A 13,313-nucleotide genomic window follows, 5' to 3' on the forward strand; every position below is an offset into this window, starting at 1 on the left:
AACCCCGCTGGCACCAGAGGCATATTTGGTCAATTTCTCCGTTGGCATCAAAGGGTCCCATTTTGCTGGTCGGATCAGCTCGCTGGCCAGACTTCTCGATTGGTGGGCGGATCAGCAGGGCATCTTGTTTCATGTCTCCGCGGGCAATGTCCCGGACGCGCTTACGATCTCCGATATGACAGTATCCGCCTTCGAGGACGCATCACCTGAAGATCGACGCGACCACATCGAAGCTGCCCAACGGGATTCGAGACACAAGCGCACATTGATGGCACCGGCCGAAGCGATGAACATTGTGACAGTTGGTGCCGCATCCTTGGATGAAACTGCGCCTCGCGCACCGCTCCAAGCTGGTGTCATCCCGGTTCATGAAGATGGCGATCTCACACCAGCGCTGTCCTCAGCGATTGGCCTCGGCGCGTTTCGATCAATCAAGCCTGATTTCCTGGCTGTGTCTGGAGCGCATGAGGTCAGGGCAACGCCAGCAGCGAAAGACATTCGACTGACTGTTGTAACGCAAACGCAAAGGACCGGGCTCAACGTCGCAACTGTTCAACGCGGCAATCCATCGACCTATCGCACGCGCGGAACAAGTTGTGCCAATGCGATGGCGTCGCGCGCCTCGCTCTTCGCAGCCGCCGCCCTCACCGCACCTGACGGTCCATTTGATGGGCTTGATGTAACAACGCGAGATCAAGCGCTGATCTCAAAGGCCCTAAGTGTCAACGCGGCTCGGTGGCCGGAGGCTGCATTGGCGAGATACGAACGGGAAATGGTCCGCCTCGAGGGCAATCACAACCAAGCGCGAGAAGAAGTTTGCCGATATTACGGGCATGGAACGCTCAACGACGCTCTGATGCGGGAATCCCCGGACTATGGCGCCACACTCATCGGCACTGGAACGCTGCGCAGAGACAAAGCCGCCATTTTCAATGTCCCTATGCCGCCGTCGCTCGCGGGAGAACGTATCGGCCGATCCATGTTGGTCACCATCGCGTGGTTCTCCCCAGTGCTCGCGACCCGCGCCCGCTATCGCCTCGCGCTTCTTGAGGCTGTCGCCCATGGTCACGACCTCTCTGGCGGGTTGATTGCCGATGACGGATGGGCGCTCGATTTGAAAGTTGGCCAGCTCAACAAGAATATCATCAAACGGGGCACTGTCTGGTCCCACAGGATGGTCCACAACGGCGCAACCGTGCCGAATTTCAATGGCAACAAAGTGCTCCCCATCCGAGTTCAGTGTCGGGAAGGCGCGGGAAAGAACAGTCTCAGTCCGGATGACGACATCCGCTTTGCCCTCGCTGTCACCCTCGAGGTTGAAAGTGAAGCCAACCTTGATGTTCATGAAGAATTGCAAGCGCGGCTGCGGATTGGGGTTCAAAACCCGGTCGGCTAGAGGGCAGCCCTTAGCGCTTTCGTTTATGCGGCCGGTAGAATGAGATCCTCACTTTGAAGATCCTTTGGATCAATCACGTCGCCCTTGGCGAAGGAATAAAGCTCTTTGATCTCTTTGCCGTCCCAAACATAGCGGTAGTGGTCGCCTTGAATGGCACGTTCAAGACAGTCTCCGTTCAACACCGCATAGCGGTCGCCTATTGGGCGTTCTGGAGAGCTGAAAATCACCCCGTCGACATCGTGCGCCAAGATCTCCTCTCCGAGCGCCCAACGTTTGACCTGGTCCACCGACATCGCGGGCCCACGCGCGTCCAAGAAGCGACCCGATACACGCCTCGAGAGAACGCGCATATCCAGATTGAGCTTGTCTTGATCCGTTTGCGACAAAAAACGCGTCCTCTTTGCGACGGACACGGCGAGCGCGGTTTGAATGTCCGCGGAGACCTCTAGGCACGGTGTCTGCGGAGGAAAAAACCAGCTCCCTTCCGGATTGAAATACGCAAAGGGAGCATGGTTCCAGTTCTGAAGACTGGGGCTTTTATCATCGAGGCCGGAGGCATCGATAATCTGCTCTTTCTGCCTCAAACGGGGATTTGTCAGAGCCTCTAAGTCAGTGACGGCATCATGAAAATCTCCCGCGATCCGCTCATAGAGCCGGATCGGCGGAAACCGCGAGGGAATGAGCAGAAACGTGTTTAGGGTTTTCTGCAGTATTGGGGCGTTAGCCACCGCGTTGGGCATCGAGATACTGCCTTACCTGATAGATGCTGTAGAACTGTCCATCGAGCATGACGTCCAGCGCTGTTCGGTCTTTGAAGTACTTGTTGGGGCGTCGGATCCAGGCATCAGCTTGGGCATCGTCCGGGATAAGGATCTGCAGCGCCTTGTAGATGCTGATCAGGTGCGAAATCCGCTCCACCGTGTCCTGCGGTAGGTTGCCGCCGGACTTTTTCCATTTGAAGAACGTCGATCTCCCCGGAGACCCCAAAAGCCTGATCTGATCATCTGTTGTGAGCTCCCAAAGGTCAGCCAAATTCGAAAATGCCTCCATGGCGGCGGGAATCGAAACCTCTCCCACGACCGCTTCGGCCGCAGGGCTTTCATATGTCATGCATGTCATCCTCCTAAAAATCCAAGTTTGGACTTGCGGGCATATTGAGTCTCGATGTAGACTTGTCCGTATCGGGACTCAGAAGCCATATTAGTCCAAGTCGAATGACGCTTCAAGAGTCCAAACGGCGCCAGACCGTCTCTGGCATGGCTGAAAAAGGGAGATCCCCATGGCCGATCTTATCTGTGAAGCGTCATTCGAACTCGATGTCGATGCGCGTAAAATTTCCGTTGACGACCCCAAAGTGACCGGACGCCAAATCCGATCCGCTGCCGGACTGAATCCGGCATCGTCCTACGTGTTGATCCTCATCGACGATGGGGGCGCGCAATCCATCGGACTGGACCGAGAACTCGATCTCACCACACTTGGCGACGCTGTCTTCCGAAGCTTCAAGAGTGACCGTGTCTTCAGCTTGACCCTGAACGAACGCGGGTTCGCCTGGGGCGCCCCAGAGATCTCAGAGCCTGAGCTCCGTGAATACGGTCAGATCCCAGACGATCATGAGCTCATCCTGGACTCGCAAGGCGACCGAGTTCTCGAACCGGACGACACGGTCAATCTCAAACGGAAAGGCGTCGAGCGCGTTCTTTCGCGACAGGCCGAAGAGCTTGAGATCTGCATCATCGTCAATGCGCGGCAGAAGACCATCAAAGTGCGCCGACTGACCTTCGAGAAGCTGATCGCACTCGCCTTTGCCAACCCACCGACGGGGGAGAACATCTGCTTCACTGTCACGTATCGAAACGGACCACGCAACCGCCCCGAAGGATCGCTTGTTGAAGGGGATCGCGTGCGCATCAAGAAAGGCATGGTGTTCAATGTCACCTCAACCGACAAATCCTAATCCCGATCTCAACCGCTTGATCTCTGAAGGCTACGAGATCGAACAAAAACATGGGCACCTCATCATGCATGGGGTGCCGTATGTCACCGAGGATCGGGAGGTGCGTCGTGGTAAGCTGATTTCCGAGCTCACACTGGCCGGAAACCGCACAACGCGGCCCTCTACCCATGTGATGATGTTTGCCGGGGCGCGTCCATGCGACCGCTTTGGACGTCCGCTGCAAAAGATCATCAATTCCGAAAGCCCAAACAGGATCGCCGAGGGGCTTGTGGCCCAGTTCTCCTTCTCCAGCAAACCGTCCTGTGGTTACTTCGACGACTATTACGCAAAGATGAAGACCTATGCCGACATCCTGGAGAGCCAGGCCCAAGCCATCGACAGCGATGTCACAGCGCGCACATTCCGCGTCATTGCATCAAGTGATCGAGACAGCCCCTTCCGCTATGTCGATACCGCCTCAAGCCGCGCCGGCATCACATCCTTGTCCAAAAAGTTGGAAACGGAAGATGTTGCCATCGTTGGTCTAGGGGGCACTGGTTCCTATGTCCATGATGGTTTGGTGAAATGCCCGATCCAGCGGATCCACACCTTCGACGATGATACCTATCTGCAGCACAATGTGTTTCGGTCACCTGGCGCGGCTTCCGTCGAGGACCTGCAAGCCTTGCCAAAGAAGGTCCACTACTACGCCGACATGTACGGGAAAATGCACAAAGGGATTTATCCCAATGCGGTGCGCGTGACGAAAGACAACGTGGACCTCCTGCGCCCAATGGATTTCGTCTTCCTGTGCATGGACGCCAGCCCTGACAAAAAGGCCATCATTGACGCCCTGACCGCGTTTGGCACCACGTTCATCGATGTGGGCCTCGGTCTGGACCTTGTTGACGGCGGTCTCATTGGCTCTGTTCGGATCACGACAAGCCATGCCGGCAACCGCGCGTCCAGCCTGCAGCGCATTCCACTTGGCGGCCTCGGCGATGCCAACCTCTACGACCGCAATATCCAAGTGCTGGAACTGAACGCCCTGGGCGCAATGCTGGCCATTCTCAAATGGAAGAAGCTGCGCGGCTTCTACTGTGATCTCGAGGGCGAGACATCTACGATCTTCAATGTAGATGGCAACCATCTCCTCAACGAGGCATTGCCATGCATCCAATCCGTCGCCTAGAGCCCAGTTTCGTAGAGCACCTGCCGGAGGTCCTGGAGCCGGGGAAGCTCTATGTCTCCATTGATTTTGCATCGACGGCACATCTCTGTTGCTGTGGCTGCCAATCCGAGATTGCGGCCCCGCTCTCGCCGACCGATTGGAAACTGACTTATGACGGGGTGAACGTCTCGTTGCACCCGTCGATTGGCAACTGGAGCCTTCCGTGTCGATCTCACTACGTGATCAAGCATGGCAAAGTCCGGTGGGCTGGCGATTGGAGCGAGGAACAGGTCGCGAAGGGAAGACGGCAGGATAGAGCATCAAAGAAACGGTACTATGGCGAGGAAGAACAATCCAAATCTCATGAGGCTCTGGAAAGCTCACAAGAGCATCAAACCACAAAACGCGATAATGGCATTCTAGTCCGAATTTTGGCTTGGATTCGCTCCTAGCGCTAAGCGCATTTATGGAAATGTCCGCTTCAAGGTGTCATCGGCCAAATCTATGCAACCGCAGCGAATGACGGCTTCCCGCCCGACGCTAGATGAAAAGCTCAAAAGTCTCTGAAATAGGGCCCGAAAAGCGATCTTTTGTTTTTGATTAGTTGGACAAAGTGTGTGCAGATAAAGGACACTTTAGTGGTTCCTGGGACAAAGTCCCTGCAACTCAACACATCAAGCAGTTGATCTGGTCGGAGTGAGAGGATTCGAACCTCCGACCCCTGCCTCCCGAAGACAGTGCTCTACCAGGCTGAGCTACACTCCGACCGTGCGGGGTGAACTATACCCGTCCCTGCGCATTTGCAAGAGTGATTCTGCTCAATTCTGACGGTGCATGACGGCAATCCGCCGCTCGCAAATCAATGAAATATCGGCGTGCCTAAGGTTGCATCGGCGGGGTTCTCAATAGTGTAGGAAGCGCCACACCAGACGTGTTGTCCGGGCGAAAAAACACCCGCGGCGGGTTGGGTGCCGCGGGTGCTGCTGGTCAGAGACTCGCGTGGAGTGCGGCCACGATGGTGTCGCCCATCTCGGAGGTTGAGACTGGTGTTGCGCCCTCTTCGCCCAGCAGGTCGCCGGTGCGGATGCCGTCGGCCAGCACTTGCTCGACGGCGGCTTCCAGACGGTCGGCCTCGGCGCCCTGGTCGAAGGAATAACGCAGCGCCATGGCGAAGCTGAGGATGCACGCGATCGGGTTTGCCTTGCCCTGACCCGCAATGTCGGGGGCCGAGCCGTGGACCGGTTCATAGAGCGCCTTGGGTCGGCCGTTGGCCATCGGTGCGCCCAGCGATGCGGATGGCAGCATGCCCAGGGAGCCGGTCAGCATGGCGGCGCAATCGGACAGGATGTCACCGAACAGGTTGTCGGTCAGGATCACGTCGAACTGTTTTGGCGCGCGCACCAGCTGCATGGCGCCGTTGTCGGCATACATGTGGGACAGTTCGACCTCGGGGTAGTCGGCGGCAACACGGGTTACCACCTCGCGCCACAGGATGCCCGATTCCATCACGTTGGCCTTTTCCATCGAGCACAGCTTCTTGTTCCGGCGCATCGCCAGTTCAAAGGCGGAACGCGCAGCGCGTTCGATTTCAGACTCGGTGTAGCGCTGGGTGTTGATGCCCACACGCTCGTTGCCTTCTTCGAAGATGCCGCGCGGCTCGCCGAAATAGACGCCCGAGGTCAGCTCGCGCACGATCATGATGTCCAGACCCGCGACCACGTCTTTTTTCAACGACGAGAAATCGGCCAGCGCGTCGAAGCATTGGGCCGGGCGCAGGTTGGAATAGAGGTCCATCTCTTTGCGCAGGCGCAGCAACCCGCGCTCAGGTTTCACGCTGAAATCCAGATCGTCGTATTTCGGGCCGCCCACGGCGCCCAGCAGGACCGCGTCGGCTTCTTGTGCCTTGGCCATGGTCTCATCCGCCAGCGGCACGCCGTGCGCGTCATAGGCGGCACCGCCGACCAGATCCTCGCTCACGTCAAATTGAAGACCGCGATTGGCGCCGAACCAATCGATGATTTTGCGCACTTCGGCCATGACTTCCGGGCCGATTCCGTCTCCGGGCAGGATGAGGAGCGAGGGGTTGGACATGAACGGTCTCCTTGCGTTTCGTCGCAAAGGCCCTAGCGTCTGCGCCGCAACGGGTCAATGAGACGATCCGGCCAAAACACGAGGAAAATACATGCTGATACCGGGAAAATCCGTCCCTGAATTGAAAATCGAGACTTTGGGGCACGGAACTTTCGATCTGGACCGCGATCACGGGGAAAACGGGACATTGGTGATCAACTATCGTGGCCTGCATTGTCCGATCTGCATCCGGCAGATGGGCGAGGTTGAGGAAGCGCTGGATGACTTCGCCGAACTGGGTATCGAAGTGATCATGATCAGCACCGACACAGGCGAGCGGGCAGGGCAGACGGTCGAAAAGGCGGGAACATCCCGGCTGCGCGTGGGTCACGATTTGCCTCTGGCGGAGGCGCGCGACAAATGGGGGCTCTACTTGTCTGAAGGGCGTGAAGGCACGGCTGAGGCGCCGTTCTTTGCCGAGCCTGGGCATTTCTTCATCGCACCGGACCGCACGCTTTATTTCGGCTGGACGCAAAGCACGCCGTTCGCGCGCCCGTCCATTGCGGATATCAAGGGCGGCATCAAATACGCGCTCGACAACAAGTATCCGCCGCGCGGCACCTATACTGGCCCGATTGCCGCCTAACCTTCGCTTGACAGCAAGCCCTCGGCCATCAGATCCCAGACGCGGCGAATGCGCGGGGTCTGCCGCATGGCCTGCGGTGCCGCCAGCCACACCTGTAGCGGCGGCACGCGTAGTTCGATGGGGATCTCTTCAACGCTCGGATCGGCACGCCCGATCGAGCGCTGGCAGAAGCCGATGCCGCAGCCGGCGCGCACCAGTTCCCAGTAGGTGCAATGATTGTCGCAGCGGACCGCAAACAGCTCGCGTGTCGCGGGCCAGCCCAGTTCGCGCATCTTTGCAATGATCATCTCGTTGGCGTCATAGCCGACCAGATCATGGTCCATCATGTCCTCGACCGTGGTGGGGCGGCCCACCCGGTCGAGATAGGATTTGGCAGCAAAGGCCGCCAGTTCGAGGTCCATGATATGGCGTGCGATGATGTCCATCTGCCGGGGCGGATACATACGCATCGCGATATCCGCCTCACGGAACAGCAGGTTCTCGCTGGTGTCCGTTGGCACCAGTTCCAGCTGGATGTCAGGCTCCTCGCGGCGGATATCGGCCAGGATCGGCGGTAGAATGTGGTGCGAGGCAAAGACCGAGGCGGTGATCCGCACAGTGCCTTCAAGCCGCGTGGACTGCCCGGCGGCGATCAGCGAGATCCCGTGCATCCCCTCGCGCATCCGCTCGGCCATCGGCATGAGCTGAAGGCCGGTTTCGCTTAGCTTCAGACCGCGCGCGTGGCGGTCGAACAGGCTTACGCCCAGTGAGTGCTCCAGTGAGTGAACCTGACGGCTGAGTGTGGGCTGACTGCGCCCGAGTTTGCGGGCGGCTGCAGAGAGTGAGCCGGTTTCGGCCACGGCCAGAAAGCTCTGGACCAGTGACCAGTCAGCAGAAGTAAGCCCTTTGTCCATTCACCGATGAATACATGATATGCGAATGGAGGCAATATCATAGGGAAATGTGAATGGCTAAAGTGGGCCTGTACCGCAAGGGAGGACCACATGTCTCAGACCGTTCTCGTTCTCGGTGCGACCGGCAGATTTGGCCGCAACGCCGCGCAGGCCTTTGAGGCAGCCGGTTGGACCGTCCGCCGCTTTGACCGCAAATTGGATGCGCTGATATCCGCCGCGCAAGGCGCGGATGTGATCGTGAACGCCTGGAACCCGGCCTATCCGGATTGGGCGGATCAGGTGCCGAAGCTGCACGCGCAGGTACTCGAGGCTGCGCGGCTGAGTGGTTCGACGGTGATCGTGCCGGGCAATGTCTATGTCTTCGGCGCCGAGATGCCGCCGCCTTGGTCCGAGAGCACGCCGCATCAGGCCGCCAACCCGCTGGGGCGTATCCGGATCGCGATGGAGGAGGCGTATCGCGCCTCGGGCGTGCGGACCGTCATTTTGCGGGCCGGGGATTTCATCGACACCGAAGCCTCGGGAAACTGGTTCGACCAGATCATGATCAAACATCTCGCGCGCGGGCGGCTGACTTATCCCGGCGATCCCGACATTCCGCATGCCTGGGCCTATCTGCCCGATTTGGCCCGTGCAGCGGTGGCTCTGGCCGAGATGCGGGGCAATCTGCCCCGTTTCACTGACGTACCCTTCCCGGGCCACACGCTGACAGGGCGCGAGATTGCCGATGCTCTGTCGCGCGTGACCGGTCAGCGCATCGAGGTCAGGCAGATGGGGTGGTGGCCAATCCAGCTCGCGCGGCCCTTGTGGCGGCTGGCGCCGCACTTGCTCGAAATGCGCTATCTGTGGGACACTCCCCATGCGCTGGATGGACAGTATTCTAAGACATTGTTGCCCGGGTTCCGCGACACCGATCTGGATGATGTGATGCGCAACGCAATTCCCGCTGCGCTACGGCGCCATGAGATCGACCCACACAAGGCGGTGGCGGCTGGCACCTAAAGCCGCCGCATGGCCGTCCTTGTTGGGGGCTGGCCAGTAGACACCCGACCCGGTGACCTGCCAATCGGCAGAGGGCAGCACATAGTCGACCCGCAGCCGCCCTGCGCCCTCCCACTCGACCGTATCGAGACTATCCGGCCCCTGATGCCCCTGCGTCCCGGCCTGCGCTGCCCCTGCGCTGGCCGGGGCAGGGTCTTGCACTCTGGGGTCGGCCAGCAGGTTTTGAATGCCTGTAATCAGCCCGGCGCTGTCGTAAGGGTCCAGATTGGCATCTCCGGCGATGACAAAACGATCGGCGGGGGCTAGCCCCAACTGACCATCTAGATAGGCCTGCCAGAACCGGATCTCGTCCCTGTTGCGCAGCCCGTTCCGATCCTCGGGGCCATCAAAAACCGGCGGGGTGGCGTGGAAGGTCATCACAGTCACCCGCCCTTCAGGCGTGTCAATCGGGATCACCCAATGGGCGGTGGACGACAATCGCTGATGGTCCTGCGCGACGGGGGAGGGGAAGGGTTGGCTATCTTTCGACGGCAGATCCGCATCGGGAAGGTCCCGCCAAAGCAAAGTCGAGAAATCCTGCACTTCGTTCTGAGCAATCGGGAAGCGGGACAGGATGGCAATCCCGTTCTGACCCGAGAACTCTCCCCAGCCCTGCGCGTCACCGGGACCAAAGCGGCGGCCGTCGCCGTCGAGATCCAGATCGGTCTCCATGCCGCTGTTGGGTCGGCTGTGAAAGCTGTGGGGATAGGACAGGCCCGCCTGATCCAGACGTTCGGCCAGCGCTTTGAGCGCTTGACCGTCAAGGTCCCAGTCTATGCCCTGCAGGGCAAGCACGTCAGGCGCGGTGGCGGTTATGACGGCGACCACATCCTGCACCTGTTGCTGATCGCGTTGAATATCGCGCAACAGCAGGCCGGGTCCATCGCGGCTGAGTTCGGTGTTGAATGTGGCGATCCGCAGTGTCTCCGCCTGCGCCAGACACGGCAGCAGCAGAAACGGCAGGGCGCGGATCATGCCGTTTGTGCGGTCTCGGTCGTGGAGTAGGCGCGGCGGCGCTTGGCCTCGATCAGGGTCGCGATCCGCATCATCGCCATGCCCCGCATGATCAGGCTGGCCGGCAGAAAGGCCCATGCACACATGGTCCAGATCAGCGTCTGCGGATTGTTGAGCGAGATCGGGGTGACAAAGTCGGACGCCAGTTTGATCAGCGCGGGAATGAGGAAGGGCAGCAGCACCCCAAGTGTGATGTTGATACGCCCGTCACGTTGCAGGCGTGCCACCACATCGCCGCCGGTTGTGGGATCGAAGAGCGGCAGGTTGACCCATACGTTGAAGGCACCGTTAGCGGTTGGCCAGCCTTTGATGCGCAGCGCATAAGCAAAGCTCGCAATGGTCACCAGCGCCGCGACATAGGCCACCCCGGCTGTCATCCGAACCAGGTTGATCAGCTCCAGGCTGGCATCGGAGGACAGCATCAGAACAACCAGCCGCACCGGCGAATAGGGGAAATCGACCACATTGGCGACCAGCAGACCCATCCCGTTGAACAGAGCCGTGACGTGTGAGGGGGCATAGATGTGTTTGCAGATCAGCGTCAGGAAAGTGACCATCGACATCAGGCCAACGAACCGCAGCCTGTTGAGAGGCGGCGCATCCCGGAATTCGATAAAACTCGGGAAGGTTGAGTTGTATTCCGCGAAAGTCAGAACAAATGCCAGTATCGCGAGAAAGACCACGATCTCGGTTGCATTCGATGTTGAACTGGGCAGATACAACGCGGGTGTGAGCACCAGAAGTGCCACAAGTAATCCACGAATCGCCGCCCCTGATGTGCGTGCAATCACTTTCCGAACCCTTTCAAACTGGACAGGCCGGTTCTTTGCCGTGCCTTTCTTCCAACTTGTGCCCACCTTATGCTGGCGGATGCCCCTTTTTGGGCTTTAGTTGTGCCGTCTATCGGTATTTCACTCAAGTCACGGGATAACTAGCACATGATTCCAGGCAAAATCATGGCGACAGTGGTGCGAGTTTGCATCAAATATGACGTGTATTGAAAAAAGTTTTCTACATTTTGTGGTTGACGTAAGGGTAACCCCATACAGAAAGGGGGCGAACTCGATACAACGAGCCCGCCCGCCCTCTTTTGTCTCAGAATCAGATCAAACCCAGGGGCGTGATTGTGCGGCCTGTGCCTCAAAACTGTCGATGGCGCCGACATTCTCCATGGTCAGCCCGATATCGTCCAGACCGTTCAGCAGGCAGTGCTTCTTGAACGCGTCCACTTCGAACTTGATGACTTCGCCATCCGACGTGGTGATTTCCTGCGCTTCGAGGTCCACGGTCATGCGGGCGTTCTCGCCTTTCTCGGCGTCCTGCATCAGGATGTCGACCTGCTCCTGCGGCAGCACGATGGGCAGGATGCCGTTCTTGAAGCAGTTGTTGAAGAAGATGTCGGCAAAGCTGGTCGAGATCACGCAGCGGATGCCGAAATCCGCAATCGCCCATGGCGCGTGCTCGCGCGACGAGCCGCAGCCGAAATTGTCGCCCGCCACCAATATCTCGGTACTGCGGTACTGAGGCTTGTTCAGCACGAAGTCGGGCAGTTCATTGCCCTCGCGGTCATACCGCATCTCGTCGAACAGGTTCACACCCAGGCCCGAGCGTTTGATGGTCTTCAGGAACACCTTGGGAATGATCATGTCGGTGTCGATGTTCACGAGCGGCATAGGCGCGGCGATGCCGGTGAGTTTTTCAAACTTGTCCATTCTGCTGGCTCCTTACTTCAACTCGCGAACGTCGGTCAGTTTGCCGGTCAGCGCGGCAGCGGCGGCCATGGCGGGGCTGACCAGATGGGTGCGGCCCTTATAGCCCTGTCGCCCTTCGAAGTTCCGGTTCGAGGTCGCGGCGCAGCGCTCTTCGGGGGCCAGTTGGTCGGGGTTCATCGCCAGACACATGGAACAACCCGCAAGGCGCCATTCGAAACCGGCCTCCTTGAAGATATCGGCCAGACCCTCTTCCTCGGCCTGCGCCCGCACCAGGCCCGAGCCCGGCACGATCATGGCGCGCATGCCATCCTTGACCTTCTTGCCCTTCACCACATCCGCGACGGCGCGCAGGTCTTCGATCCGGCCGTTGGTGCAGGACCCGATGAAGACGGTGTCGATCTCGATATCGGTCAGCTTTTGGCCCGGGGTGAGGCCCATATAGTCGATGGCGCGCTTGGCGGCCTCGACCTTGCCGCCCTCGAAATCCTCGGGGTGTGGCACTGTTGCGGTGATCGGCAGCACGTCCTCGGGCGAGGTGCCCCAGGTGACGACCGGCTGAATGTCTTCGCCACGGATGGTCACGACCTTGTCGAAATGGGCGCCCTCGTCGGTGTAGAGGGTCTTCCACCAGTCCAGAGCGGCTTCCCACTGGGCGCCTTTCGGGGCGTGCGGGCGGCCCTTGACATATTCGAACGTGGTCTCGTCCGGCGCGATCAGACCGGCGCGGGCGCCACCCTCGATCGCCATGTTGCAGACGGTCATGCGGCCTTCCATCGACAGATCGCGGATCGCTTCGCCGCAATATTCGATGACATAGCCGGTACCGCCAGCGGTACCGGTTTCACCGATCACGGCCAGAGTGATATCCTTGGCGGTCACGCCTGGCTGCAATTTGCCGGTGATCTCCACCTTCATGTTCTTGGACTTCTTCTGGATCAGCGTCTGCGTGGCCAGCACATGTTCGACCTCGGACGTACCGATACCATGCGCCAGTGCGCCGAATGCGCCATGGGTGGCGGTGTGGCTGTCGCCGCAGACCACGGTCATGCCGGGCAGGGTCCAGCCTTGCTCGGGGCCGACGATATGCACGATGCCTTGACGGATATCCGACACGGGATAGTAGTGAATGCCGAAATCCTTGGCGTTCTTGTCCAGCGCTTCGACCTGAATGCGGCTTTCTTCGTTGTCGATGCCGTTCACGCGGTCTTCGGTCGTGGGCACGTTGTGATCCGGCACGGCGATGGTCTTGTCCGGCGCGCGCACGTTGCGGCCCGCCATGCGCAGACCCTCGAAGGCCTGCGGGCTGGTCACCTCATGCACGAGGTGGCGGTCAATATAGAGCAGGCAGGTGCCGTCCTCTGCCTCATGCGCGACATGCGCGTCCCAGATCTTGTCATAGAGTGTTTTGGGGGACATCGGTCCTCTCCCGTGTGTATT

General features: G+C 59.3%; 14 protein-coding genes and 1 tRNA gene. 6 read left to right on the forward strand and 9 right to left on the reverse strand.

Annotated features, from left to right (window positions below; translation table 11 throughout):
- Window positions 1-1,396 (forward strand): S8 family serine peptidase (locus tag AB3N21_RS04075; protein ID WP_367934004.1); only part of this gene is annotated, 1,396 nt, incomplete at its 5' end.
- A 23-nt stretch (window positions 1,397-1,419) separates the two neighbouring features.
- On the opposite strand, the gene AB3N21_RS04080 is transcribed toward AB3N21_RS04075, so the two are convergent.
- Entirely contained in the window at window positions 1,420-2,136 is a 717-nt protein-coding gene (locus AB3N21_RS04080; protein ID WP_367934005.1) for an RES family NAD+ phosphorylase, read from the reverse strand.
- Entirely contained in the window at window positions 2,117-2,506 is a 390-nt protein-coding gene (locus AB3N21_RS04085; protein WP_282027640.1) for an antitoxin Xre/MbcA/ParS toxin-binding domain-containing protein, read from the reverse strand. The genes AB3N21_RS04080 and AB3N21_RS04085 overlap by 20 nt, the downstream gene beginning before the upstream one ends.
- Before the next feature lie 169 nt (window positions 2,507-2,675).
- Between AB3N21_RS04085 and AB3N21_RS04090 the strand changes: the two genes are divergently transcribed.
- From AB3N21_RS04090 to AB3N21_RS04100, 3 genes are read left to right on the forward strand one after another with little or no spacing between them, the layout of a single operon-like run.
- On the forward strand, window positions 2,676-3,353 hold the full coding sequence (locus tag AB3N21_RS04090) for a multiubiquitin domain-containing protein (protein WP_367934006.1): 678 nt from the start codon (window positions 2,676-2,678) through the stop codon (window positions 3,351-3,353).
- A complete protein-coding gene (locus AB3N21_RS04095; RefSeq protein ID WP_367934007.1) occupies window positions 3,328-4,524 on the forward strand; it encodes a ThiF family adenylyltransferase in 1,197 nt (398 codons plus the stop codon). Before AB3N21_RS04090 ends, AB3N21_RS04095 begins: the two co-directional genes overlap by 26 nt.
- Complete coding sequence (locus AB3N21_RS04100) at window positions 4,503-4,955, forward strand: DUF6527 family protein (RefSeq protein ID WP_367934008.1); 453 nt, start codon at window positions 4,503-4,505, stop codon at window positions 4,953-4,955. The genes AB3N21_RS04095 and AB3N21_RS04100 overlap by 22 nt, the downstream gene beginning before the upstream one ends.
- Before the next feature lie 236 nt (window positions 4,956-5,191).
- Here the strand turns inward: AB3N21_RS04100 and AB3N21_RS04105 are convergent.
- Both AB3N21_RS04105 and leuB read right to left on the reverse strand, forming a co-directional pair.
- Window positions 5,192-5,268 (reverse strand) — tRNA-Pro (locus AB3N21_RS04105).
- Window positions 5,269-5,490: 222 nt separating this feature from the next.
- Window positions 5,491-6,594, reverse strand: coding sequence for a 3-isopropylmalate dehydrogenase (gene leuB, locus AB3N21_RS04110; RefSeq protein ID WP_367934009.1), 1,104 nt, complete (start codon window positions 6,592-6,594; stop codon window positions 5,491-5,493).
- A gap of 91 nt (window positions 6,595-6,685) precedes the next feature.
- Between leuB and AB3N21_RS04115 the strand changes: the two genes are divergently transcribed.
- Window positions 6,686-7,219 carry a redoxin domain-containing protein gene (locus tag AB3N21_RS04115; protein WP_367934010.1) on the forward strand — a complete coding sequence of 178 codons (534 nt, stop codon included), beginning with the start codon at window positions 6,686-6,688 and terminating at the stop codon, window positions 7,217-7,219.
- On the opposite strand, the gene AB3N21_RS04120 is transcribed toward AB3N21_RS04115, so the two are convergent.
- Window positions 7,216-8,112 carry a LysR family transcriptional regulator gene (locus AB3N21_RS04120; RefSeq protein ID WP_367934011.1) on the reverse strand — a complete coding sequence of 299 codons (897 nt, stop codon included), beginning with the start codon at window positions 8,110-8,112 and terminating at the stop codon, window positions 7,216-7,218. The two genes, AB3N21_RS04115 and AB3N21_RS04120, sit on opposite strands and share 4 nt — an antisense overlap.
- 90 nt (window positions 8,113-8,202) lie before the next feature.
- Between AB3N21_RS04120 and AB3N21_RS04125 the strand changes: the two genes are divergently transcribed.
- Window positions 8,203-9,111: a sugar nucleotide-binding protein gene (locus tag AB3N21_RS04125; RefSeq protein WP_367934012.1), complete on the forward strand. Its 909-nt coding sequence runs from the start codon at window positions 8,203-8,205 to the stop codon at window positions 9,109-9,111.
- Here AB3N21_RS04125 and AB3N21_RS04130 read toward each other — a convergent pair.
- From AB3N21_RS04130 to leuC, 4 genes are all read right to left on the reverse strand, one after another.
- Window positions 9,061-10,125 carry an endonuclease/exonuclease/phosphatase family protein gene (locus tag AB3N21_RS04130; RefSeq protein WP_367934013.1) on the reverse strand — a complete coding sequence of 355 codons (1,065 nt, stop codon included), beginning with the start codon at window positions 10,123-10,125 and terminating at the stop codon, window positions 9,061-9,063. The two genes, AB3N21_RS04125 and AB3N21_RS04130, sit on opposite strands and share 51 nt — an antisense overlap.
- Window positions 10,122-10,955, reverse strand: coding sequence for a hypothetical protein (locus tag AB3N21_RS04135; RefSeq protein ID WP_171173003.1), 834 nt, complete (start codon window positions 10,953-10,955; stop codon window positions 10,122-10,124). Before AB3N21_RS04135 ends, AB3N21_RS04130 begins: the two co-directional genes overlap by 4 nt.
- 315 nt (window positions 10,956-11,270) lie before the next feature.
- Window positions 11,271-11,876 (reverse strand): 3-isopropylmalate dehydratase small subunit, encoded by a 606-nt coding sequence (leuD, locus tag AB3N21_RS04140; protein ID WP_367934014.1) that lies wholly within the window; start codon window positions 11,874-11,876, stop codon window positions 11,271-11,273.
- Window positions 11,877-11,888: 12 nt separating this feature from the next.
- Complete coding sequence (leuC, locus tag AB3N21_RS04145) at window positions 11,889-13,292, reverse strand: 3-isopropylmalate dehydratase large subunit (protein ID WP_367934015.1); 1,404 nt, start codon at window positions 13,290-13,292, stop codon at window positions 11,889-11,891.
- Window positions 13,293-13,313 lie beyond the last annotated feature (21 nt).

This window comes from Ruegeria sp. (assembly GCF_040830605.1).
In the GTDB taxonomy this organism is placed as follows: Bacteria; Pseudomonadota; Alphaproteobacteria; order Rhodobacterales; family Rhodobacteraceae; genus Ruegeria.

Bases quoted from the DNA above. Each gene is read 5' to 3' on its own strand.
- AB3N21_RS04080 (WP_367934005.1), bottom strand. From the start codon at position 2,136: ATGCCCAACGCGGTGGCTAACGCCCCAATACTGCAGAAAACCCTAAAC.
- AB3N21_RS04085 (WP_282027640.1), bottom strand. From the start codon at position 2,506: ATGACATATGAAAGCCCTGCGGCCGAAGCGGTCGTGGGAGAGGTTTCG.
- AB3N21_RS04090 (WP_367934006.1), top strand. From the start codon at position 2,676: ATGGCCGATCTTATCTGTGAAGCGTCATTCGAACTCGATGTCGATGCG.
- AB3N21_RS04095 (WP_367934007.1), top strand. From the start codon at position 3,328: ATGTCACCTCAACCGACAAATCCTAATCCCGATCTCAACCGCTTGATC.
- AB3N21_RS04100 (WP_367934008.1), top strand. From the start codon at position 4,503: ATGCATCCAATCCGTCGCCTAGAGCCCAGTTTCGTAGAGCACCTGCCG.
- leuB (WP_367934009.1), bottom strand. From the start codon at position 6,594: ATGTCCAACCCCTCGCTCCTCATCCTGCCCGGAGACGGAATCGGCCCG.
- AB3N21_RS04115 (WP_367934010.1), top strand. From the start codon at position 6,686: ATGCTGATACCGGGAAAATCCGTCCCTGAATTGAAAATCGAGACTTTG.
- AB3N21_RS04120 (WP_367934011.1), bottom strand. From the start codon at position 8,112: ATGGACAAAGGGCTTACTTCTGCTGACTGGTCACTGGTCCAGAGCTTT.
- AB3N21_RS04125 (WP_367934012.1), top strand. From the start codon at position 8,203: ATGTCTCAGACCGTTCTCGTTCTCGGTGCGACCGGCAGATTTGGCCGC.
- AB3N21_RS04130 (WP_367934013.1), bottom strand. From the start codon at position 10,125: ATGATCCGCGCCCTGCCGTTTCTGCTGCTGCCGTGTCTGGCGCAGGCG.
- leuD (WP_367934014.1), bottom strand. From the start codon at position 11,876: ATGGACAAGTTTGAAAAACTCACCGGCATCGCCGCGCCTATGCCGCTC.
- leuC (WP_367934015.1), bottom strand. From the start codon at position 13,292: ATGTCCCCCAAAACACTCTATGACAAGATCTGGGACGCGCATGTCGCG.